General features: G+C 43.1%; 17 protein-coding genes. 10 read left to right on the plus strand and 7 right to left on the minus strand.

Annotation, left to right across the window (positions count from 1 at the left end; translation table 11 throughout):
- Nucleotides 1-385 precede the first annotated feature (385 nt).
- Entirely contained in the window at nucleotides 386-1270 is an 885-nt protein-coding gene (omp33-36, locus tag FTT85_RS15400) for a porin Omp33-36 (protein ID WP_180183896.1), read from the plus strand.
- Between the two features lie 58 nt (nucleotides 1271-1328).
- Here omp33-36 and FTT85_RS15405 read toward each other — a convergent pair whose 3' ends face one another.
- The gene (locus tag FTT85_RS15405) at nucleotides 1329-2024 is read right to left on the minus strand and encodes an ion channel (protein WP_180183897.1); all 696 of its coding nucleotides are present in this window, start codon (nucleotides 2022-2024) and stop codon (nucleotides 1329-1331) included.
- Between the two features lie 252 nt (nucleotides 2025-2276).
- On the opposite strand from FTT85_RS15405, the gene FTT85_RS15410 reads away from it, so the two are divergent.
- Nucleotides 2277-2651, plus strand: a complete 375-nt coding sequence (locus FTT85_RS15410) for a hypothetical protein (RefSeq protein WP_180183898.1) — start codon at nucleotides 2277-2279, stop codon at nucleotides 2649-2651.
- Between the two features lie 88 nt (nucleotides 2652-2739).
- Here the strand turns inward: FTT85_RS15410 and FTT85_RS15415 are convergent, their stop codons facing one another.
- The gene (locus tag FTT85_RS15415) at nucleotides 2740-4455 is read right to left on the minus strand and encodes a cation acetate symporter (RefSeq protein ID WP_180002715.1); all 1716 of its coding nucleotides are present in this window, start codon (nucleotides 4453-4455) and stop codon (nucleotides 2740-2742) included.
- Nucleotide 4456: 1 nt separating this feature from the next.
- Nucleotides 4457-4789 carry a DUF485 domain-containing protein gene (locus FTT85_RS15420; RefSeq protein WP_078190540.1) on the minus strand — a complete coding sequence of 111 codons (333 nt, stop codon included), beginning with the start codon at nucleotides 4787-4789 and terminating at the stop codon, nucleotides 4457-4459.
- Nucleotides 4790-4970: 181 nt separating this feature from the next.
- Between FTT85_RS15420 and FTT85_RS15425 the strand changes: the two genes are divergently transcribed.
- Both FTT85_RS15425 and FTT85_RS15430 read left to right on the plus strand, forming a co-directional pair.
- Nucleotides 4971-8459 carry a PAS domain-containing hybrid sensor histidine kinase/response regulator gene (locus FTT85_RS15425; RefSeq protein ID WP_180022766.1) on the plus strand — a complete coding sequence of 1163 codons (3489 nt, stop codon included), beginning with the start codon at nucleotides 4971-4973 and terminating at the stop codon, nucleotides 8457-8459.
- Nucleotides 8460-8906: 447 nt separating this feature from the next.
- Nucleotides 8907-9656 carry a hypothetical protein gene (locus FTT85_RS15430; RefSeq protein WP_218952795.1) on the plus strand — a complete coding sequence of 250 codons (750 nt, stop codon included), beginning with the start codon at nucleotides 8907-8909 and terminating at the stop codon, nucleotides 9654-9656.
- A gap of 426 nt (nucleotides 9657-10082) precedes the next feature.
- Here FTT85_RS15430 and FTT85_RS15435 read toward each other — a convergent pair whose 3' ends face one another.
- A complete protein-coding gene (locus tag FTT85_RS15435) occupies nucleotides 10083-10733 on the minus strand; it encodes a response regulator transcription factor (RefSeq protein WP_078190543.1) in 651 nt (216 codons plus the stop codon).
- 375 nt (nucleotides 10734-11108) lie between these two features.
- Between FTT85_RS15435 and msuE the strand changes: the two genes are divergently transcribed.
- From msuE to FTT85_RS15455, 4 genes are all read left to right on the plus strand, one after another.
- On the plus strand, nucleotides 11109-11840 hold the full coding sequence (gene msuE / locus FTT85_RS15440; protein ID WP_078190544.1) for an FMN reductase: 732 nt from the start codon (nucleotides 11109-11111) through the stop codon (nucleotides 11838-11840).
- 39 nt (nucleotides 11841-11879) lie between these two features.
- Nucleotides 11880-12986 (plus strand): dimethylsulfone monooxygenase SfnG, encoded by a 1107-nt coding sequence (gene sfnG, locus FTT85_RS15445; RefSeq protein ID WP_180183899.1) that lies wholly within the window; start codon nucleotides 11880-11882, stop codon nucleotides 12984-12986.
- Nucleotides 12987-13482: 496 nt separating this feature from the next.
- Nucleotides 13483-14901, plus strand: coding sequence for a deoxyribodipyrimidine photo-lyase (locus FTT85_RS15450; protein ID WP_180183900.1), 1419 nt, complete (start codon nucleotides 13483-13485; stop codon nucleotides 14899-14901).
- Between the two features lie 124 nt (nucleotides 14902-15025).
- Nucleotides 15026-15640, plus strand: coding sequence for a riboflavin synthase subunit alpha (locus tag FTT85_RS15455; protein WP_180002709.1), 615 nt, complete (start codon nucleotides 15026-15028; stop codon nucleotides 15638-15640).
- A gap of 70 nt (nucleotides 15641-15710) precedes the next feature.
- Here FTT85_RS15455 and FTT85_RS15460 read toward each other — a convergent pair whose 3' ends face one another.
- Both FTT85_RS15460 and acs read right to left on the minus strand, forming a co-directional pair.
- Nucleotides 15711-16889, minus strand: coding sequence for an acyl-CoA dehydrogenase family protein (locus FTT85_RS15460; RefSeq protein WP_180073368.1), 1179 nt, complete (start codon nucleotides 16887-16889; stop codon nucleotides 15711-15713).
- Nucleotides 16890-17194: 305 nt separating this feature from the next.
- On the minus strand, nucleotides 17195-19138 hold the full coding sequence (gene acs / locus FTT85_RS15465; protein ID WP_180011584.1) for an acetate--CoA ligase: 1944 nt from the start codon (nucleotides 19136-19138) through the stop codon (nucleotides 17195-17197).
- 284 nt (nucleotides 19139-19422) lie between these two features.
- On the opposite strand from acs, the gene FTT85_RS15470 reads away from it, so the two are divergent.
- Together FTT85_RS15470 and FTT85_RS15475 are read left to right on the plus strand one after the other, a co-directional pair.
- Complete coding sequence (locus FTT85_RS15470; protein WP_168379414.1) at nucleotides 19423-20001, plus strand: DUF805 domain-containing protein; 579 nt, start codon at nucleotides 19423-19425, stop codon at nucleotides 19999-20001.
- A gap of 123 nt (nucleotides 20002-20124) precedes the next feature.
- Nucleotides 20125-21096 carry a mechanosensitive ion channel family protein gene (locus tag FTT85_RS15475; protein WP_078190551.1) on the plus strand — a complete coding sequence of 324 codons (972 nt, stop codon included), beginning with the start codon at nucleotides 20125-20127 and terminating at the stop codon, nucleotides 21094-21096.
- On the opposite strand, the gene FTT85_RS15480 is transcribed toward FTT85_RS15475, so the two are convergent.
- Entirely contained in the window at nucleotides 21082-21792 is a 711-nt protein-coding gene (locus FTT85_RS15480) for a 16S rRNA (uracil(1498)-N(3))-methyltransferase (protein ID WP_180183901.1), read from the minus strand. The genes FTT85_RS15475 and FTT85_RS15480 overlap by 15 nt on opposite strands.
- Between the last annotated feature and the right edge of the window lie 444 nt (nucleotides 21793-22236).

A 22236-nucleotide genomic window follows, 5' to 3' on the forward strand; every position in this document is an offset into this window, starting at 1 on the left:
TTTAACGTCTGATAATTTTTGAATATCTTTGAATTTCATCCAAGAATTATCCCTTGAATTAAATAATTTTGCTGATTAATTTAAGATCAAATAAATTGTACGTTTTTTGATTTATGACGGAAGTCTATTGATTGTTATTTTAGATCGAAAAGTTGTGTAATTTTTCAAGCCTATTTTTTCGATTACGACTTTAGTCAAACTTACTTAATTGTTCTCAATGATTTTTTTTCAGTGACTTATTAGTTAGAGTAAAAACTGAATTTCTTATTATGAAATAAAGATCTGAGTCAGAGACTGAATAATAACCTTTAGGATCATTGACTTAATATATTGTTACAATACAATGCTCAATGTTTAATCCATTTGTAACAACTGGTAGAAAATCATGAAAAAACTCGGTTTAGCCACTGCTTTATTATTAGCCATGACCGGTGCTCAAGCTTACCAATTTGAAGTTCAAGGCCAAGCAGAATACATCGACACAACTGCAAATGACAAAGATTTCATTGGTGGTGTTCAAGGTACTTACTACTTCAAAAATGTTGACTCTACAAAAGGTCCTTTAGCAGAAGCTGCATTCTTAAACCAAGCTTCTAACGTATCTGTTGCTTACAACTACGGCGAAGTTGGTTCACAAGGTGTTGACGTAGTTGCTCATAACTTTGGCGCTAAAGCTGAAGCTTATGTTCCAACTAAAATTGTTCCTGTATATGCAAGCGCGTCTTACAGCCACACTATTTTAGATTCTAAAAACCAAGTATCTAAAGAATTAGAAGGCAATGGCGACCGTTATGCATTAGAAGTTGGTGCGCTTCCAACTCAAAACTTCTTAGTTGCTGTTGGTTACACTAGCGTTGCTGACCAAGCTGCTGTTGACGCGTTCAACGTTATGGGTAACGGTGTTGCTAAAGCTGCTGCAGAAGCTGCGACTATTGGTCAAGACCAAGACGCAATCACTGCACGTGCTAAATATGTTGGCGCAATCGACGACACTAACATGGCAATTGGTTTCGAATCAGGCATCATCTACGGTGATGACACTGCTTACCAATTCAAAACTGATCTTTTCGTAACTCCTAAATTAAGCGTTGGTGCTTCTTACGCTGAATCTAGCTTTGAAGGTACTCCAGACTCAGCTTGGGGCGCGAATGTAAACTACTTCATCACTCCTGCTGTTGCAGTTGGTGCTAGCTATGTAAATGCTAATGCTAAAGAAGTTGTTGCGCTTGATACCCAAACTGTTGGCGTAAACGCTAAATTCCGTTTCTAATTCATATTAGATACTGAATACCAAAAAGGACGCATTTGCGTCCTTTTTTTTCCTGCCATTATTTGTCTTTGGGCTCATGGCGTTCCGGTAAATGGGTAATATATTGCAATGCAATTAAGCGTGAAACGATGAGAGCCAAATACATCACCCCACAGAACATTTGAAGCATAGCCAAGACCCGTGCAGGCGCACTCACAGGCATGAGATCCGACAAGCCCGTGGCAGACTGCAAACTAAAACTTAAAAATAATAAATCTAACCACGACTGCATGCCCGGCTCTGCAGGATTTACAAAACTATCCGGATAAATCAGCTGACAAATACTATAGAGAAAAGCAAAACCCCATGCGATGAGGGTAAATACTGCCCCTGCTGCAAAAAGTTCATCTTTGGTTAAATAGCGATCGGCAAACATATAGCGCAATACACCATAGGCTGCACTAAAATACGCACAGGCTTCAAAACCATGCGCAATAATTTGAATATTCGGATGATTTACACCGAGCATAATCAAAGTAGAAAACAATACGGCGCAGCCAACAAAACTCAGTCCTAGAATCGTAAACATTGGAGTTTGGCGAATCACTTTGGCAATGATCAATAGTACCGACACCCCAAGTACCCAAATTAGCGCACGAAAAGACAGACTTTCTCGGGTAATCGCGGTTAAAACCAAGATCAGAAACTGCACCAGTAACAGCCATGCTGAGGGTAAAAGTCTAAAGCTTTTCCAAAAATCTACAAAACCTTGCATTATTTTCAATCTCTATATTTTTTTCATGCGCTGAAATGATCGATCTTAAGCATCATCAACTGATTGATTTTAAATTAGCATGAAGTGAGTTTTTTATACTGCAAAGATTTGTTGAGCGTGACCTGAAAAACATCACATATGCCTACTGTTCTGCCTCAATTTTTTGATCACCCTTGAAACTCAAAAAGCTTATTGTAAGTTTCAGTTTTCAGGCGCACATTTAAAGAAATCTCCTGCGTGGTAGATTTCTTTATGAAAAAACATCTCGTATTTGCGCCCCTCTGTCTGCTCATGCTCGCTGCCTGTACACAAGACAGTCCACTCCTCAAAGGCCATGAAAATTATGTGGGGACTTGGCAAAACAACCACAGTGAATTAGTGATCAAAGCGTCGGGCGAAGTGACGTATTACCATCAAGAACATACTGAAAAAAGTATTGCCAACCAAACCTTCAGTGGTGCTGAACAGTCGCGAATAAAAGCCCATTTGAGCAGTTTTGGTGATCAGAGCTTTAGCATCGGTCAGGATAATTTCTCTCAACAATTCACCATTCAGCGCTCGCCTTATCAAGATGATCAAGGCCATTGGAAAATGTCGATCAATGGAGAAAATTATACACGCAAATAGGACAGAGATTTGTCTACAAACCTCTGCGTCATATCATTCACTAAATATAAAAAAAGCCCCTTATTAGGGGCTTTTTAGGCGATTCAGATTAGTGATCTGAAGCACCAGAGATACCAATACCAGTTTGTGAACGTACATACTGTGCATCGAATGCTTTACGCTCAGCTTGTGCTTGTGCTGAATTATCAGTCACAGAGAACAACCAGCAGCAGATGAATGCCAATGGCATTGCAAAGATAGCAGGACCATTGAATGGGTTAATTGGTGTTTCAGAGATTGCGAATGTATCTACCCAAACTGCTTTAGATAAGATAATTAGGGTCACTGCTGTAAGCAGACCTACTAAACCGCCAATCACTGCGCCGCGAGTGGTCAAGCCTCTCCAGAACATAGACAATACAAGTACTGGGAAGTTTGCACATGCTGCTACAGAGAACGCCAAGCCAACCATGAATGCAACGTTTTGTTTCTCGAACAAGATACCTAAAATCATCGCGAAGATCGCAAGACCTAAAGTCGCGATTTTAGACATACGAAGTTCAGATTCTGGCGTTGTTTGACCTTTCTTGAATACGTTTGCATACAAGTCATGTGAAATAGCTGAAGCACCAGACAATGTTAGACCTGCAACAACTGCAAGAATCGTTGCGAATGCCACCGCTGAAATGAAGCCCATGAACAAATCACCGCCTAATGCATCAGATAAATGCACCGCAGCCATGTTGTTACCACCAACAAGCTCTAGCTTGCCAGTTACCGCCATTTTTGCAACATCAAGGAATTGTGGGTTGTTTGAAACGTAAAGGATCGCACCAAAACCAATGATGAAAGTCAGTAGGTAGAAGTAACCAATGAAACCTGTTGCTACAACCACTGATTTACGCGCTTCTTTGGCATCTTTAACCGTGAAGAAACGCATTAAGATGTGTGGTAAACCTGCTGTACCGAACATTAATGCCAGACCTAGAGAGATCGCATCAATTGGGTTCGCAGCCAATTTACCAGGCCCCATAATATTGCCCGCTTCTGCCAAAGTCACTTCGTGAACTTTAGAGAAAACTTGAATAGATTGTGAGAACATTTCAGAGAAGCTGAAGCCCACGCCCTTCATGACCATGAATGCCATGAACGTTGCGCCAGAAAGTAGCATCACTGCTTTAATGATCTGTACCCAAGTCGTTGCCAACATACCGCCGAAGATTACATACGCCATCATCAGCAAGCCAACAATCACAACCGCAATGTTGTAGTTTAGACCGAATAACAATTTGATTAACTGGCCTGCACCTACCATCTGTGCGATTAGGTAGAACGCTACAACCACCAGCGAGCTCATTGCTGCCAATGTACGTACTGGTTTTTCAGCCAAACGGAACGATACAACGTCAGATAAGTTGAATTTACCTAAGTTACGCAGACGCTCTGCTACTAAGAACAATACAATTGGCCAACCCACCATAAAGCCCAATGAATACAGCAAGCCATCAAAGCCTGAACTGAATACCATTGCGGAAATACCGAGGAACGATGCTGCTGACATATAGTCACCGGCAATCGCTAGACCATTTTGGAAACCTGAAATACCACCACCAGCAGTATAGAAATCTGCAGTGTTGGTAGTTTGTTTTGCAGCCCATTTAGTAATTAGCAGCGTAAAACCTACAAAGATGGCAAACATGATAATTGCGTGCCAGTTGGTCGCTTGCTGCTGTGCTTCACCTAAATCTGGTCCTGCCATTGCCATGCTTGACATGAGCAGAGCGGGAGCCGCCAGTGCTGTTGCTTTCAATGAATTCCATTTCATCTTAGTGAAGTCCTTTTTCTTGAGTAATTGCTTCTACTTCACGCATTGCTTCTTCGTTTAATGCATCTAATTTATTATTTGCAATGTACGAATACACACCACAGAGTAGGAATGACAATACAATAATGCTCAAACCTAATGGCATACCAATCGTGGTTACACCACCACTCACGGATTGCATCAAGAACTCTTTGTTATAGCCCACAAGTAGCATGAAGCCGACATAGACCACCAACATGATGATCGTCAAAGTCCAGCTCAACTTACTTTTACGGCTAACCATTTCCTTAAATTTTGGATTCTGTAGAATTTGTTCTACCTGTCTCTCATCCATAATGTTCTCCTTACGCCGAACCTTGGCGCGCAATTTTCTAATTCGAATTATTTCGAAGCTAAACTTACCAATGTTCCTTATCTCTTGTAATTTAGACTTTGGTCGTTAAATTTTGAGCAATAACCTCCCTAAGCCTATGGATGCGTTATCATTAAGCGAGAATTAATATGCTGCAGGCTCTATGAATAGTTGGCTTATCGTCGGGGTATTGGCCCTTTACATCGCATTACTCTTTGTATGTGCATTCTTTGGTGAAAAGCATGCCAGCAGGCTCAGTACTCGCGGCAGAATGCTTCTCTTTAGTCTAACTTTAGGGGTTTACTGTTCATCTTGGACGTTTTATGGCGCAACAGGTGCCGCGGTTCGTGAGGGCATTATTTTCCTGCCGATCTATCTAGGACCGCTGCTATTTGTTGCGCTCGGCTATGATATTTGGCGACGTTTAGGCCGTGTCCGTCAGCATCATGCCATTTCATCGATTGCCGACTTTGTAGCAGCACGATATGGTAAAAGTGGCCCCTTAGCGTCATTAGTCACGATCCTTGCCGTGATTGCCATTATTCCCTATTTAGCCTTGCAACTACGTGCAATTGCCCTAAGTGCAACGGTCATTTTAGAACCGACCGCTGGTCTGACCAGCACCACCAATAGTGTGCTGTTTTTGACTGGTGTATTGGCGATTTTGGCGATGATGTTTGGGACACGACAGATTGCCAATACTGAACAGCACGGCGGCTTAATGTTGGCTGTGGCATTTGAGTCTTTCGTCAAGCTGTTTGCACTACTTGCAGTCGCATTTTTCTTTGTTTTTGAATCACCTGAAAACATGGCTCAAATCAGCCATGACATCAACACCACCTTTAAAGATGTTCAGCTCAAAGGTGTGCCAGAAAGCTTTTGGATTCAAACTTTATTGGCTGCATTAGCGATTATTTGTCTACCACGTCAGTTCCATGTCGCGGTGGTTGAACTGCGAGATGAAAAGCATATCCGTGGTGCTCGTCGTTGGTTTGCCATTTATCTGATTTTAACCATTATCGCGATCATCCCGATTGCCAGTTGGGCGCTGCATGCAGCACCTGCCTACTTGGCAATCCCCGATGTTGCCGTGCTCTCACTGCCTTTGAGTTATAACCAAGACTGGTTGACCTTACTTGCGTTTCTCGGTGGTTTTTCAGCATCGACAGGTATGCTGTTGGTGTCGTCAGTGGCCTTGTCGATTATGCTCAGTAATGACTTGATCATGCCTGCACTGTGGCGTACACGCTTATTGTCACGTCATGACAAACGCCTACCACTCGTACTGAAATTCACACGTCGTGTATGTATTTTAGCGGTCATGTTATTGGGCTTCTTGTTCTTCCATTTCTTCAATGACATTGACCAATTATCGGTATTTGGCCTATTGGCCTTCAGTGCTGTGGCACAGTTTGCACCGGCGTTAATTGGTGGTTTATATTGGCGCGGCGGAAGTAAGCAAGGCGTATATGCAGGTCTGTTGGTCGGCTTTGGCATGTGGGCTTATACCCTGTTATTACCAACCGTATTGCGTAGCCTGCCTGAACAATTTAAAACATTTACCGAAAATCTTTTAAGTCAGGGTCCGCTAGGCTTGAGTTGGTTACGTCCTGAAGCACTGTTAGGGTTTGAATCTTTCGATCCACTTACCCATGGCGTAGTTTGGGCACTCGGTTTAAATATCACCCTCTATATTTGGATTTCCCGCGTCTTCCGTCCAAGTGTTGCCGAGCAAATTCAGGCCGAAAGTTTCTTTTATTATGAAACCAAGCCCCTCCCGGCTCAAAGTACATCAAACGACATCAGCTATATTCACCATGATGTGGCACGCTTAAAAGTAGGTGATCTGATTACTTTGGCAAAACGCATTACCGGTGAAGGTCCAACTATGCGCGCCTTCAACCAGTTCTGCGCACAAAACAATGTCGTTTTGAATGAAAATAGCAGCGCCAACGGCATGTGGTGGCGTTTTACCGAACAGTATCTTGCCGGCACCATCGGTGCGGCATCTGCCCGTACCCTACTCACCACAGCCATGGTCAATAATGGTTTAGCACTCGGTCAGGTCGCAAATATTCTTGACCAAGCCTCACAGTGGCAGCGCTTTAACCAAAACCTGATCATGACCATGATCGACCATATGACTCAAGGTGTGTCCGTGGTTGATGAAAATATGTGTTTGGTGGCATGGAATAATCAATACCTCAAACTGTTTGATTATCCAAAAGACATTGTCTATGTCGGTTGCCCAATTTCAGACTTGATTCGTTATAACGCTGAACGCGGCGAATGTGGTCCTGGTTCAGTCGAAGAACATGTGCGTAAACGTATGCATTGGATGCAAGTCGGCAGCGCACACGAATTTGAACGAATTCGTAAAGATGGTCGTGTAATTCAGATGCGCGGGAACCCGATCGAAGGCGGTGGTTTCGTCACGACCTTTGCCGATATTACCGCATTCCGTGAAAATGAAGCCTTGCTTGAAGGGCGTGTACAAGACCGTACCCAACAGTTGGCAGATGCCCTGTCCGAACAACAATTGGCACGTGAGCAAGCCGATAAAGCCAATATGTCGAAAAGCCGCTTCATTGCTGCTGCAAGCCATGACTTATTGCAACCGATGCATGCTGCTCGCCTGTTTAGTACCGCCCTCGAGCAAAGCGTACAAAATGACGATGATCGTAAAACGCTTCAGCAACTAGATCGTGCGCTGCATGGTGCGGAAAGTATGCTCTCTGCCCTCTTGGATATCGCACGACTCGAAGGTGGAACCATTCAACCAAAACGTCAGCCTTATCCGCTGCATGACTTACTCAGCGATCTTGAACTGCAATTTAAATCGATTGCGGCACAGCGTAATATCAAACTGACCGTACATGATGCTCAGTTCTGGATTGACACCGACCCACAGTGGATTCGTCGTATTATTCAAAACTTCGTCAGCAATGCCCTACGCTATACGGCGCGTGGTCGTGTTGTGGTGGGTGTGCTACGTTCAGCACGTCCAGGACATATTCGTATTGGCGTTTGGGATACAGGTCCAGGGATCGCGGAAGAACAGCGCATTAAGTTGTTCCAAGAGTTCGAACGCTGTGGACATACCTCTCCTTGGGGCGAACAGGGCCTGGGCTTAGGTTTAGCCATCGTGCAACGCATGACCAGCCTACTCGACTACCCAGTGCATGTGTTCTCAGAACTTGGTCATGGTTCGTGTTTTATGATTGAAGTGCCTGTGGTCGCTGCGCCAAAAGTGGTCGCTGCACCGACTCAAGCGGTTCCGCTGAAGACCAAAGCCTATAAGATTCTGTGCTTAGACAATGATGAAACCATTTTGGAAGGGATGTCGACCTTACTGACCAAATGGGGCTATCAAGTCTTTAAAGCCACTGAACCTGAACAGGCCATGGAGTTGATTCAACAAGAAAATATTCAAGTTTGGTTGGTTGACCAACATTTGAATAACAACAAGATCGGTCTCGACTTTATTTTAGATAACCGTCAGGAAAATGTCCCTGTGGCGCTGATTACCGCAGATTCTGATCCTGAATTACCGCAACGTCTAAAAGAGTTAAACATCGTCTTACTGAAAAAACCGTTGAAACCGGCTTCACTCCGTTCATGGTTATCTGGTTTGAAGATTTCAAATCAGTAGCGCTGTTACATGACATCGCTCTGTGAAAAATAGCCCATTTCATTCACATGAAATGGGCTTTTATTTACCTTGTTCTTACTTAAACTTACCTAACTGGCAAAAAAATTTGTCTCAGCGGCAAGATCATTCAAAATAGCCCCGACATTTCGTCTATTTATTAGCCATAAATATCAAATTTAGATTGCCTATGGCAAAAGATATCGAATGCATGAGTGAACACTTGTACACTTAGTTACAATTAAAAATATATTTGATTTAAATAAGATTTTTACAACCAAAATTAAAAACTAAAACTTTAGTCGTATATTTAGCTGCGGCCGTTCGTTTTAAAAATATTCATAAGAAGTTGATCAGTTTCAAGCCAATTCAAGAAGCGTCATAACTCAACACTTGAGAAGCTGATCTCCCCCGCATATTAGGAGTGATCTTGTGAATATTTCAGAAACAATGCCGCATGGTTTTGATCAAAATCTACAGTTTCATCGTCAGTATGGTGCCAATGCTATTTTGCCAGAGATCGATTGGCGTCAGCTATTTAAGTTCAGCAAATTAAGTGATGTGCAAGTCGAAGCGCTGGAAACGCTCTATCGCAGTGCCGTTCCTCTCGCGTTACAAGTGTTTGATGAACTGAATTTTGATGTCTTTGCGCCGAATGCCTACAAACCTCAAGGCCTTGGCTTATTCGATCGACTGGCAGAGCAAGAAGACCTACTGCTGCAAAATTTAGAAGCAGAATCCAATGGCTTGGGTTTGGACACCCGTCATCAGATTTGGAGCATGCTACTGCGTGGTGGTGCGGTTTTGGTGTTTAAAGCGTGGCTCGGTAAAGTCAAAACCGACAAAAACCAGCTGGATAAAACACAGTTTGATGAATTATCTGATTTACTATTTATTAAAACAGCGCCATTTGAATTGGCACAACGTTTAAATGTCGATGCCAACTCCAAGCAAGACCATATCTTCCTGATGTATGACAATGATGTTTATCTGGACCGTTTTAACAGCTTAGAAACTGCAGCCCTATTTGTGGATTTGGGCGTTTATGATGCTGCCTTTTTGAGTTTACGTGATGACCGTGTCGCGGATTATCTCAAAACGCGCGGCTATGTGTCCGATGAACAAATTGATGAATTGCAATGTGCGCTCAACCCTTTGTACTGTACCGATCTGACGCCTAAGCAAGACTATATTGCTTAAGTTATTGTTGAAGTTGTTTATATAAGGTATTAACTGATGTTACGCAGTAACATCAGAAGCACAATTTGATTCAAATAAAAGAACGATACGCGGTAACGTCATCCGCAAGTGTTTGAGACAGGACGACTTCTAATCACAAATGTTTTTGCGATACTTTGAATAATTTGGCGCAAGTGAACGAGTTTTGCGGATGACAATGGTTTTGGGTACTTTTGCCGAAACAAAAGTACCTCCAGCCGAAGGCTGATCCCTTTATTTAATCCCTAGATGTAAGACTCCGTCGAACTGACTTAAAAATCATTTTAAAAATGCGAAATTACTTTTAGGTGCGTAATATCAGTTATTGGTTTAATTCGCATTGTTCTATCGCTTAAACAGCATAAAAAAAGACCTCCACGATGGAGGTCTTTTTTTTGGAAAAAATCCTTAGATTTTCTTTTCTTCAATATTCAATGCATTAATTGCCAATACAGCTTGAGTTCGGTTTTGTACGCCTAACTTACGGAAAATCGCCGTTACATGCGCTTTAATAGTTGCTTCAGATACATCTAACTCATAGGCAATTTGCTTATTCAACAAACCTTCCGCCACCATCATTAACACACGGAATTGTTGCGGTGTTAAAGACTGAATACGTTCTGCCAATGCCGTTTCATCTGCAGCACGTGGATCAAAGTTCATATTGGCTGGTAAATTTGGTGGCAACCAAATCTCGCCTTCTAAGACTTGACGAATCGCTTCACCAATGTGACTTGGATGCGCAGATTTTGGAATATAACCCATCGCACCATGTGCAATCGCACGTTGGATAATCGACGCTTCTTCATGCGCAGAGACCACAATGATTGGAATCGATGGATATTGTGCGCGAATATGCACCAAGGCAGAAAAGCCTGAAGCACCTGGCAAGTTTAAATCCAATAACACAAGATCAGGCTCAGGGCCATTTTCAAGACGTTCATAGCATTCATTGACTGCTGCAGTCTCATGAATTTGCGCCTGAGGCAAACTATAACGAACCGCCTGAATTAAAGCATGACGAAACAGCGGGTGATCATCAACGATTAAAATATTCATAAGCAACGTGAGAGATCTTGTGCACAATGACCCTATTCTAACCACACATGCTATGTGAAGGATATGCAAGAACTTATTTTTTTGCATTTAAAATGTAGATTTTCACCTAAAATGCGTCTTTTTTTCGCATTTTCTATAAATCTTTAAATCTAATCATATTTTCATATAAATTTTATCAACACAGTAAAAATGCTTATATCTAAGCATTATATGTTGAAATATCAACAGTTTAAAATTTGAAATTTCACGAATCTTGTGGTTTTTCCAACATATCTAAAAATCAGATAACTTTTCTGATTTTCGTTATTTTACAGTGATCCACCCATCGGGATTAATAAAAGGCATTCCGAGAAACCACACTTTTAGGTTTAAAAAATGTCTCAAGTTAATCTACAAAAACCCCTGAATATTGTTGCTGTGTCAGGTGGTCTAAACAATCCATCTAAAACTGAAGCTTTGGTGCAAGCCATTGTTGATGAACTCGGTGATGCAACTCCAATCAATGTGCATTTTATTAAGTTTAGTGAAATTGGCAATTTATTAGGTGGCGCGATTTACCGTAACCAATTGCCACAACGTGTACAAGATGACCTTGCTGCCGTTGAAGCTGCTGATGCACTGATTGTTGGAACGCCAGTTTACCGTGCTTCATTTACAGGCCTGTTTAAACACTTCTTTGACTTTGTCGAACAAACTGCATTGGTGGATGTACCTGTCTTGCTTGCAGCTTCGGGTGGTTCTGAACGCCATGCCTTAGTGCTTGAACATCAACTGCGTCCATTGTTCAGTTTCTTCCAAGCTCAAACATTGCCGATAGGGGTCTATGCAACAGATCGTGATTTCACCCCTGAATACACCATTCATAGTGAATTACTCCGTGACCGCATTACTTTAGCAGTAGCACGTGCACTGCCGATTTTGGAATGGGCTCCAGCCAAAGGTCAGCGTGCTGAAGTGGTGAAAGCCAAGTCTCAACAAGCCAACCAAAACTTGGGCATTAATAAGCAAATCGAGCAAGAAGAAGTCCTTCCTTCTGCAGCTGTTCCAAGTTTGGATGCCGCTGAAGCTCGACTGCATAGTAAAAAGCCAAAAACGCAAGTGGCCTAAACACCACAGCATAACAATTCGATCCCGAGGGTTTGCAAAATGTCAGTACAAGAAAAAAACATTACATTTGCGTACTGGGTACCAAACGTCAGTGGTGGTTTGGTGGTCAGTAATATTGAACAGCGTACCGATTGGAGCTATGACTATAACGTGCGTTTGGCACAAGCTGCAGAAAAAAGTGGCTTTGATTATGCGCTGACTCAAATTCGTTTTACCGCAGGCTATAACGCGGAAAATCAACACGAATCGGTGAGTTTCAGCCATGGAATTTTGGCCAAAACTGAAAAACTCAAAGTCATTGCAGCGATTTTACCCGGCCCTTGGAAACCAGCTCTGGCTGCGAAACAATTGGCGACCATCGATCATCTCACAAATGGCCGTATTGCGATTAATGTCGTGAGTGGTTGGTTCCGTGGTGAGTTTGATGCGATTGGAGAAGAATGGCCCGAGCATGATCAACGCTATGCGCGTTCTGAAGAATTCATTCGTAGCCTAAAAGGCGTTTGGACGCAGGATAACTTTAGTTTTGATGGTAAATACTATCAATTTAAAGACTACACTCTATCTCCGAAACCGGTACAAAAACCGCATATTGAAATCTTCCAAGGTGGCAGTTCACGTGCAGCACGTGACATGGCATCACGTGTTTCCGATTGGTACTTCACCAACGGCAATACCCCTGCTGAGTTGAAAAAGCAGATCGATGATATTCGTGAAAAAGCCAAGGCCAATAAGCATCAGGTCAAAATCGGGGTGAATGCCTTCATCATTGCCCGAGATACTGAGGAAGAAGCCCAAGCGGTGCTTCAAGCTATTATCGACAATGCCAATACCGAAGCGGTCAATGCTTTTGGCGATGCAACTCGTGAAGCAGGTGCATCCACCAAAGAAGGCGAAGGTAACTGGGCAAAATCAACTTTTGAAGATTTGGTTCAATACAACGACGGTTTTAAAACCAATCTGATTGGCACGCCACAACAAATTGCCGAACGCATTGTGGAACTCAAAAGTGTAGGTGTCGATTTGGTTCTCTCAGGTTTTCTCCACTTCATTGAAGAAGTGGAATACTTTGGCGAAAAAGTGTTGCCACTGGTTCGTGAACTGGAAGCTCAACAGCAGCAAGTTGTGCAGGCTAAATCAGCATAATTGTTGATGGAGTCACAGCTCATGTAATCAGCATAATAATCACAACCGGCTCACTTCACTTTCCTCCCCTAAGGCTCGGCTTAGGGGATTTTTTATCTCGAGTCGCATTTAAAGACATGCTCTGATTCTAGAAAAATGAGCTGACCTGTAGACAAAGAAAAAGCCCGACATCCTGTCGGGCTTTTTCTATATGGATACTTAAGCATGACTCCTGTCTTGCTTCACAGTCCTGATGGTGAACACTTTTTTATTGTTTTATGTTCCGGAACGTCCTGTTCCTGTATGAGTTCATCTTAGGTAAAATTTAAAAGTGCGCCTAGCGTCAAAAACTTCGTTGCTTGTACGCTTAAGCTGACAGAATTGTGCGCAATCGGTTAAGTTAAACGATAGATATTATATGGTTTTTTATTAAAATCGATATTTTTTAGATGATTTTATCACCAATTGCCACCCCCGTAATTCCAGTGATATTTCCAACACAAACGAGGCAATAAATATGCAACTGGTTTGGTTTCGACAAGATTTAAGACGACATGACCATAGCGCACTGTGGCAGGCGACACAGTCTGGTCCAACGATTGCCTTTATTGCGCTTTCTCCTGAACAATGGGCAAGGCATGACGATGCCCCCATTAAAATCCATCGCTATCTTGCCCAACTGGAACTTTTGCGACAGCAATTGGCTGAACTAAATATTCCACTGATTATTCAGCATATTCCCCATTGGTCAGACATCGCCACTGAGCTATTAACCCTATGTACTCAGCTCAATATACACACTGTTCATGCACATATTGAACATGGTGTGAATGAACTTAAACGAGATCGCGAAGTACAACAGTTATTAGAACAGCAGCACATCTCTGTTGAGCTGTACCATGACCGCACCCTGTTTCCTGTTGGCAGTATTCGCAATCAATCTGGACATCCTTATCAAGTTTTCGGTGCATTTAAGAAAAATTGCTACGAAAAATTGAGCATCAGTCTGCCTACTTGTTATCCCACTATTGAAGCCCAAGCGGCTCTCGAACCGCATCCGCTGTGGCAAAATCAATTTGATTTAAGTCCTTTTTATCCCACATCGCTGTTAGCTACTCAAATCGAGCTTTGGCCGATTGGAGAAGATCACGCACTACAGTGCTTAGATGAATTTATTGAACAACATCTGCATCGTTATGCTGATGATCGGGACTTTCCTGCGCTCAATGGAACCAGTCGAATTGGCATGTATTTAAACTTGGGCATCTTGTCTATTCGCCAATGTCTGCAAGCCCTGTTTCGTGAACAAGGCGGCTATTTCCAGATCGACCACAGAGGACAACAAACTTGGCTCGATGAGCTGCTTTGGCGTGAATTTTACCAACACATTTTATTTGACTACCCGCAGGTATCTCAGCACCAGCCGTTTCAAACCAAAACCTTAAAAATAAAATGGCGCCATGCACCACAAGACTTGGCTGCATGGCAGCAAGGTCAGACAGGCATTCCAATTGTCGATGCAGGGATCCGTCAACTACTGGCTACGGGTTGGATGCATAATCGGGTGCGGATGATTTGTGCCATGTTCCTCAGTAAGAATCTACTGATCGATTGGCGGTTGGGGGAGCAATGGTTTATGCAGCACCTTGTCGATGGCGACTTAGCGGCCAATAATGGCGGTTGGCAATGGTGCGCCTCGACGGGTACAGATGCTGTACCTTATTTTCGGATTTTTAACCCGATCAGCCAATCTCAGAAATTTGATCCGAACGGGGATTATTTACGTCAATGGCTACCTGAACTCGCAGATTTGGATGCCAAACAAATTCACCAACCCTTTGCCAAAAATCCTCAACTAGAATTGAACTACCCTCAGCCGATTGTCGATTTAAAGCAGTCTCGCCTAGCGGCAATTGAAACATTCCGAGCATTGTAGAGACTGCCAAGATCGAACTGCTAGGGATCAAAACGCTGTACTGAAATGGTCACTCTAAGGCATAGCCGATCGGTCGTTTTGTCCCTACAATACAGAAAACGCAAATCATTTTAGAGACGCTCACATGTATACAGGCATCGTGCAAGGTTTAGAAAAAGTCTTAGACATTCGTCAAGGCAATGGCTTCACAACCTTGGTGATTTCAAATCATCAGAATTTTTTTCATGATGTCTTTATCGGGGCAAGTGTGGCGATTAATGGCGTGTGTTTAACGGCCACACATATTGATTTGGCAGCCAACCAAGTACATTTTGATGTCTCAGATTTGACCAATCAACTCACCACGCTAAAAGCTCTCAAGGCCGGTGATGAGGTCAATGTCGAACGCTCAGCCAAAGTTGGCGCAGAAAATGGTGGTCACAATCTATATGGACATATCGAAGGCACAGCCACGATCAAAAACTTAGAACATCGTGGGAAAACCTTTCATCTCGATATTCACATTCCGGCAGGCAATATTAAATATTTCTTTCTCAAAGGTTTTATTGGACTCAATGGTTGCAGTTTGACTGTGAACCGTGTTGATCGTGCCAATAGTGAAATTTCAATCGATCTCATTCCTGAAACACTGCGCCTCACTACATGGAAAGATGTCCAAGTCGGTGATGCCGTGAATTATGAAATTGATCAAACAACGCGAACCTTAGTCGATACCTTAGAAAGTATTCATCAGCGTTAAATCGACTGACAGCACATTGCAAAAAGCCTCCCTTTCGGAGGCTTTTTATTGGCTCATTTGCAATATACGTTTAAGAATAAAAACTTGGATCTGGCACTTTGGCTGTGAGCACCCATTCACCAACTTCCTGATATTTATAATCAATCGGATCGTGCAGGGTCTGGGTACGCACATTGCGCCAGAAGCGGTCTAAATTCAGTTTGGCCGTCGTGGCACGTGCGCCCATCACTTGGAAAATATTTTGCGTAATGTACAGCGAACTATTGGTGGCCGCAATTTTGGCTGTTGCAATCGCAATAGAGACTTCTCCACGTTGTTCCGCCGTCAAAGCTTCACCAATCTCCCAAGCCCCTTGCAAACGCTGAACCGCTTTATCTGCCAATAAACGTACACTTTCTAATTGCACATAAAACTCAGCAAAATGCTTTTGAATAAATGGGTCATTCACTGCATTTTCAGCCAATGATTTTGACCACGCCTTTTGGTTTTGAACCGTCTGTTTTGCTGTTTCAAAAGCTCCTTCTGCCACCCCTAAAAACAAATGCACAAAGATCAACTGTGCAATCAATGGACGCAAGCTGGAATACGGCGTACTCAAAGGCCCCGGGTTCAGTAGTAATTCATCTTTGGAAATTTTTACCTGTTCAAAATGACTGCTTCCACTGTCGGTTTGACGTTGTCCCATATTGTCCCAATCGCCGAGAAAACTGACGCCTTCACGTGCTGTAGGAATCACCCCGATCAATAATTTTCCGTCATCATTGAACCCAGAACACAGCAAAATGTCAGAATCCATGGAACCCGAACAAAAACTTTTATCGCCATGAAACACATATTCATGTTCAGACAGTTGCGTCGCTGTAGTACGGCGGTCTAAAGGGTTTAAGGTGTTGCCCCAAAATAAATGCTCACGTGCAGTCTGTTCAAACCATGGGCCATATTGCTCTGGCTGCGCGAACAACTGTACGGTTGCAATCAATAAATGATGGAAACCATAAACATGCGCCAATGAGCTATCCACTTGGGCAATGGTTTGAATGGTTTTAAAAATCGTCTGCCAATCTGCACCCTGTCCACCATATTGCTGTCCAATGGACAGTGCAAGCAAACCACTTTGACGAATCAAATCACGTTCAGCTTTGGGATTTCCCCCCTGCTTATCACGCTGAGCAGCCGTGGTGGCAAATTCTGCCGCCAGTTTTTGGGCAATATCGATTGGATCTTGAGTCAATGGAGTTGAAGCGTTCATATGTCTATCTGATTATTCTGTTACCGTTTTAGCTTAACAAAGCGCAGGCATTCAGCTTATCTCAATGCCTGCAGTCTATATCTGTAAAATCTATATCTCATGAAATCTAAGCCACCTAAATTCAGGCGACTTATGGCTTGGTCTTTTTATACGTCGTATGTACGGTGGATTAAAAGCATCATGAACATCCCTTCTTCCTAATCAACTTTCCTAAGGGAAAGGACGTTCAATATTGCCTTAATAACCCGTCGTATGAGCGATAGTGAACTTTCATCAGAACGCTATCACTCATGCTCAAATTGCTCTTATGACTTCGGATAAACCGTCACAATCAAATGTTCAACCACTTGAGGTTCTGCCAAGGTCGAAGTGTCGCCTAAAGAGTCCAGCTCATTGGCCGCAATTTTTCTTAAAATTCGGCGCATGATTTTACCAGACCGCGTTTTAGGTAAGGCTGGCGCCCAATGCAGTGCATCTGGCGTTGCCACTGGTCCAAGGACTTTTCGTACCCAAGCCACCAGTTCCTGACGCAACTCATCCGTCTCGGCTGTCCCGGCTTGTAAGGTCACAAAGGCGCAAATCCCCTGTCCCTTAATATCATGCGGCATACCCACCACCGCAGACTCTGCCACAGCATCATGTGCAACCAGCGCACTTTCAATTTCAGCCGTTCCTAATCGATGCCCTGAAACGTTTAAGACGTCATCCACACGGCCCGTAATCCAATAGTAGCCAGACTCATCACGACGTGCGCCATCACCTGTAAAATACGTCCCCGGATAAGTGGAGAAATAAGCTTCAATAAAGCGCTCAGGATCACCCCAAATGGTTCGCATTTGTCCCGGCCAAGAATCCTTAATCACCAAGTTACCTTCTACGGCGCCTTCAAGCTCATTGCCTTCAGCATCAACTATCGCAGGTTGTACACCAAAAAATGGACGCGTCGCCGAACCCGGTTTTAAATCAGTTGCCCCCGGCAATGGCGTAATCATGAAACCACCCGTTTCTGTTTGCCACCATGTATCCACCACTGGACAGCGGCTTTCACCTACCACGGTGTAGTACCAATTCCATGCCTCTGGGTTAATGGGTTCACCCACCGAACCCAGTAAACGCAAACTACTGCGGTCACTTTCTCGGACAAAGGCATCGCCTTCTCGCATCATGGCGCGAATTGCAGTCGGTGCCGTATATAAAATGGTGACATTGTGCTTATCGACAATATGTCCCGTACGTGCCCAACTTGGATATTGCGGCACCCCTTCAAACATCACGGTCGTGGTACCATTCGACAAGGGACCATACAATACATATGAATGCCCAGTGATCCATCCGACATCTGCGGTACACCAAAACACATCATCTTGTTTTAAGTCAAAAACTTCACGGAAAGTACAATTCACATAGGTTAAATAGCCTCCCGTGGTATGCAATACACCTTTCGGTTTTCCAGTTGAACCTGATGTATATAAAATAAACAGCGGGTCTTCGGCATTCATGGGTTCAGGTGGACAAATATCATTAACCGACATGATTTCCATGTGATACCACAAATCACGATCCGCTTTCATTTCGATCGGGTTACCTGTACGGTGCACCACAATGACATTTTGAACCGAAGATGTGCCTTCGATGTCGAGTGCAAGGTCGACATTTTCTTTGAGTGGGATGGGCTTACCACCACGCATCCCACAATCCGCAGTAATCACGACTTTCGCCTGACTATCATCAATACGACTTGCCAATGAGTCTGGTGAGAATCCGCCAAAAACCACGCAGTGTACTGCACCAATTCGGGTACAAGCCAACATCGCAATTGCCGCTTCGGGTACCATTGGCATATACAGCACCACACGGTCGCCTTTACCCACGCCATGTTTTTTCAGCACATTGGCAAAACGGCAAGTTTCATCATGCAGTTCTTCAAAAGAAATGATTTTATGCCGTGAAGGATGATCACCTTCCCAAATAATGGCCGGTTTATGTGGATGTTCTTTTAAATGTCGATCGAGGCAGTTGGCACTGACATTCAGTTCACCGTCAGCAAACCACTCGATCTTGAAATCATCTTGCTTAAAATTGGTATTTTTAACTTGGGTAAACGGTTTGATCCAATCGATCTTTTGCGCTTGCTCCGCCCAAAACTCATCTGGTTGTTCAATCGATTTTTGATAACGCTCAAAGTACTCCGACTCATTGATGCGCGCGGTTTTTTTAAAACTTTCAGGTACTGGATAGATCTCTTTCATATTGTATTTTCCTTGATCTGATTCATCTCATCACGAGATGCCATGCCACATTTCTACTTTTATAATTTCTGCATCACAGCAGTATGACTATTAATTTTTAATCGCAGCAATCATGCTTTGGTCGTATTATTCTTTCCCATTTAAAGCATATTTTTGAGCAAAATTTCAACAAAAACATGTTTCAATTCAGTATCTGATCAGTTCATTTGAACCTATAATGCAAAGGTAATTTTACTCAGCATTCCGCATTTTTATTCTTCCATACACGTTGAGTTGACCCAAGCATGAATACCCAAGACTCTTCTTTCTTTTCCCGTCAGACGAACACTACATCGGACAATCCCTTGAAACCAGATGGACGTTTTGGTCGACTGAGCATGATTGGTTGGTATGGCTTTCTCAATATCATCAGCTTTTTTGCCTTGATCGCCTTAAGCCTTGCTGTGGGTATTTTCAACATCAATACCATGGCGTTAAATGAGCAATTTGTTGGCATATTCACAGGGGTATCTGGCCTCGCCTATTTGGCGATTATTATTCTCTACATTTATTTTTATTGTGTCTTTGTCGTGCGTCGGCTGCATGACCTCAATAAAGCCGGTTGGTTGCTACTATTATTATTTATCCCCGTGATCAATCTGTTCTTTATCCTGTATTTATTATTGGCCTCAGGCACACCGACCGTAAATCAATACGGCGCGCCACGCCCTGCTGCGGTTTGGGAAAAAATTCTGGCATGGTTGATGATTTTAATCAGTGTCTTGTCGCTCTTGGCTACAGGTAGCATCACCTCGTATATGATGGGTAGCGGAGAAATTGAATCGCCTACAGAAATCATTCAACAAGGTACTGAATACTTCTAAGCCACTGACCGAATTTGAGCCTGTCTGAATTTTGATACATCTGTTCGCAAGCCTGTAAATGAGGGTTATTTTCGCCACTAATTTCAGGCAAAATAGCGAAAAATCTGAACATTTGGAAAACTCGTGGCTGAAAAAGAAAATGCCTTGAGTGATGTCACTCAAGGCACGACTCAACTTTTGCAAGAGGCAACAGAAAAAACCGCACAAACCGTGCTGGAACATACCTCTAAATATAATGACGCATACTCAACGATCGATAAATTTGTCGATGGATTTTGGGAACGCCTGCCTTATATTTGTATCGCATTAATTGTTTTTACGATCTTCTATCTACTGTCAAAACTCTTTAGATTCTTTGTTCGTAAAGCGCTCACTGACCGTTCTTATTCAAAACAAAATCTAGTTTTGGTCCTGAACCGTGTCGGTAGCTCAGCCATTATGTTCTTCGGTTTCCTGATTGCAATGGTCATTGCGATCCCTGGTTTCACACCGGGTCAGCTCATGAGTGCCTTGGGGATTGGTTCGGTTGCAATCGGTTTCGCGTTTAAAGATATTTTCCAGAACTTACTGTCGGGTATTTTGATTCTCCTCGGTGAACCGTTCAAAATCGGTGACGACATTATTGTGTCAGGAATGGAAGGTACAGTTGAAGATATTCAAATTCGTGCAACCTTCCTACGCTCTCCCGATGGTCGTCGTATCGTGATTCCAAACGCGACGGTTTACACCAGTGCGGTAACGGTGAATACCGCTTATCAACGTCGTCGTTGTGAATTTGTGGTGGGTATTGGTTATGAAGATGACATTCAAAAAGCTAAAAACATTGTTTTGGCCATTTTAGACAAAGACCCGACCATTTTGAGCCAACCTGCGTTTACCGTAAACGTGAATGCTTTGGCTGATTTCTCGGTCAATCTGAATGTCCGTTGGTGGGTAGATACCACAGAAACCACCACTGCGAACTCGATCAGTGAAGTGCAAGAACACGTTATCCAAGCATTCAATCAAAATGGTATTTCAATTCCGTACCCTGTACAGGAAGTGAAAGTTTACCGTGGTGATCAAGCTGAGGCAGAAGCTTCAACAGCTAAATAATCGCCCTAAAACGTACGGAATCACAGTTTCTGTACGGATAATTCGGTTGCCTAAGCTGACTGCTTGGCAGCCGTTTTTTATGAGTAAATCTACCTCATAAGGAATAAATCCACCTTCAGGTCCAATGATGATCGTACATCCATGTTGAATCCCTGTAGGCATCACATCTTCGACATAAGGATGCGCCACATAAGCGGGATAGTCCGAGGAGATCATGCTCGGTAGAACATCCTCCACAAAGGGCTTAAAGCGTTTATACAGTTCAATTTTGGGCGCAATGGTGTCACCTGCCTGCTCCAAACCTAAGGTCACATAGTGATCGAGCTGCTGTAAAAATGGGGTCTGCCAATAGCTTTTATCCACGCGATAACTGTGCAGCAAAATGATTTTTTCTACGCCTAAGGTGACGGCATCCATAATCAGACGGCGCAACACTTTCGGACGAGGCATTGCCACAATTAAAGTCACCGGATGCTTTGCAGGTACTTCTTCTTCTTGTAAGGGTTTAAGTTGAATGCCGTGATCCGCAATACTGACGATTTGGGTTAAATAACGCTTTCCTTCCCGAATCCCGACTTTGAGGGTATCGCCCACTTGTACATCGACATGGGTTTTTAAATGCTCAATTTGGCGTTTGGCACTGATATTCCACAGTTCAGATTCAGTTTGACGTGGGTCAAGCAAGACGATGTTCATAAAAATTCTCTTACCCAGTTCAATTGGATACGCGAAAACGTCATCCACAACTGTTCGAGGCAACACTCAATAGAATCACTCAAATTTCAGCGATTATTTGTTAGACATAAAAATTCGACGCGTTTTGTCGGTGAGCTGCATTGCACCGCAAGATGGCTTCCTTGCGAAGCTTCGTATCCCATTTTACCGAATGAGAAACAACGTTTCGTAAGAGTACCTCCAACCGAAGGCTAAGCCCTTTCTTTAAATCTTAAATGTAAGACTCTGTCGAGCCTATTCATTCATCTATTTAAAGCATCAACCAATTTAAATCATGGTTCTCTGTACACGACAAATTTCACAGAACCCTTATCCTATCAGGATTCTGCTTTCTTAAAATTGCCAAAATTTCCTTAAACTCTTCTTTTTTCCCAAAACCAATTAAACGCTGAATCGCCATTTGAA

This window comes from Acinetobacter sp. YH01020 (assembly GCF_013420275.1).
In the GTDB taxonomy this organism is placed as follows: Bacteria; Pseudomonadota; Gammaproteobacteria; order Pseudomonadales; family Moraxellaceae; genus Acinetobacter; species Acinetobacter amyesii.

Bases quoted from the DNA above. Each gene is read 5' to 3' on its own strand.
- omp33-36 (WP_180183896.1), top strand. From the start codon at position 386: ATGAAAAAACTCGGTTTAGCCACTGCTTTATTATTAGCCATGACCGGT.
- FTT85_RS15405 (WP_180183897.1), bottom strand. From the start codon at position 2,024: ATGCAAGGTTTTGTAGATTTTTGGAAAAGCTTTAGACTTTTACCCTCA.
- FTT85_RS15410 (WP_180183898.1), top strand. From the start codon at position 2,277: ATGAAAAAACATCTCGTATTTGCGCCCCTCTGTCTGCTCATGCTCGCT.
- FTT85_RS15415 (WP_180002715.1), bottom strand. From the start codon at position 4,455: ATGAAATGGAATTCATTGAAAGCAACAGCACTGGCGGCTCCCGCTCTG.
- FTT85_RS15420 (WP_078190540.1), bottom strand. From the start codon at position 4,789: ATGGATGAGAGACAGGTAGAACAAATTCTACAGAATCCAAAATTTAAG.
- FTT85_RS15425 (WP_180022766.1), top strand. From the start codon at position 4,971: ATGAATAGTTGGCTTATCGTCGGGGTATTGGCCCTTTACATCGCATTA.
- FTT85_RS15430 (WP_218952795.1), top strand. From the start codon at position 8,907: ATGCCGCATGGTTTTGATCAAAATCTACAGTTTCATCGTCAGTATGGT.
- FTT85_RS15435 (WP_078190543.1), bottom strand. From the start codon at position 10,733: ATGAATATTTTAATCGTTGATGATCACCCGCTGTTTCGTCATGCTTTA.
- msuE (WP_078190544.1), top strand. From the start codon at position 11,109: ATGTCTCAAGTTAATCTACAAAAACCCCTGAATATTGTTGCTGTGTCA.
- sfnG (WP_180183899.1), top strand. From the start codon at position 11,880: ATGTCAGTACAAGAAAAAAACATTACATTTGCGTACTGGGTACCAAAC.
- FTT85_RS15450 (WP_180183900.1), top strand. From the start codon at position 13,483: ATGCAACTGGTTTGGTTTCGACAAGATTTAAGACGACATGACCATAGC.
- FTT85_RS15455 (WP_180002709.1), top strand. From the start codon at position 15,026: ATGTATACAGGCATCGTGCAAGGTTTAGAAAAAGTCTTAGACATTCGT.
- FTT85_RS15460 (WP_180073368.1), bottom strand. From the start codon at position 16,889: ATGAACGCTTCAACTCCATTGACTCAAGATCCAATCGATATTGCCCAA.
- acs (WP_180011584.1), bottom strand. From the start codon at position 19,138: ATGAAAGAGATCTATCCAGTACCTGAAAGTTTTAAAAAAACCGCGCGC.
- FTT85_RS15470 (WP_168379414.1), top strand. From the start codon at position 19,423: ATGAATACCCAAGACTCTTCTTTCTTTTCCCGTCAGACGAACACTACA.
- FTT85_RS15480 (WP_180183901.1), bottom strand. From the start codon at position 21,792: ATGAACATCGTCTTGCTTGACCCACGTCAAACTGAATCTGAACTGTGG.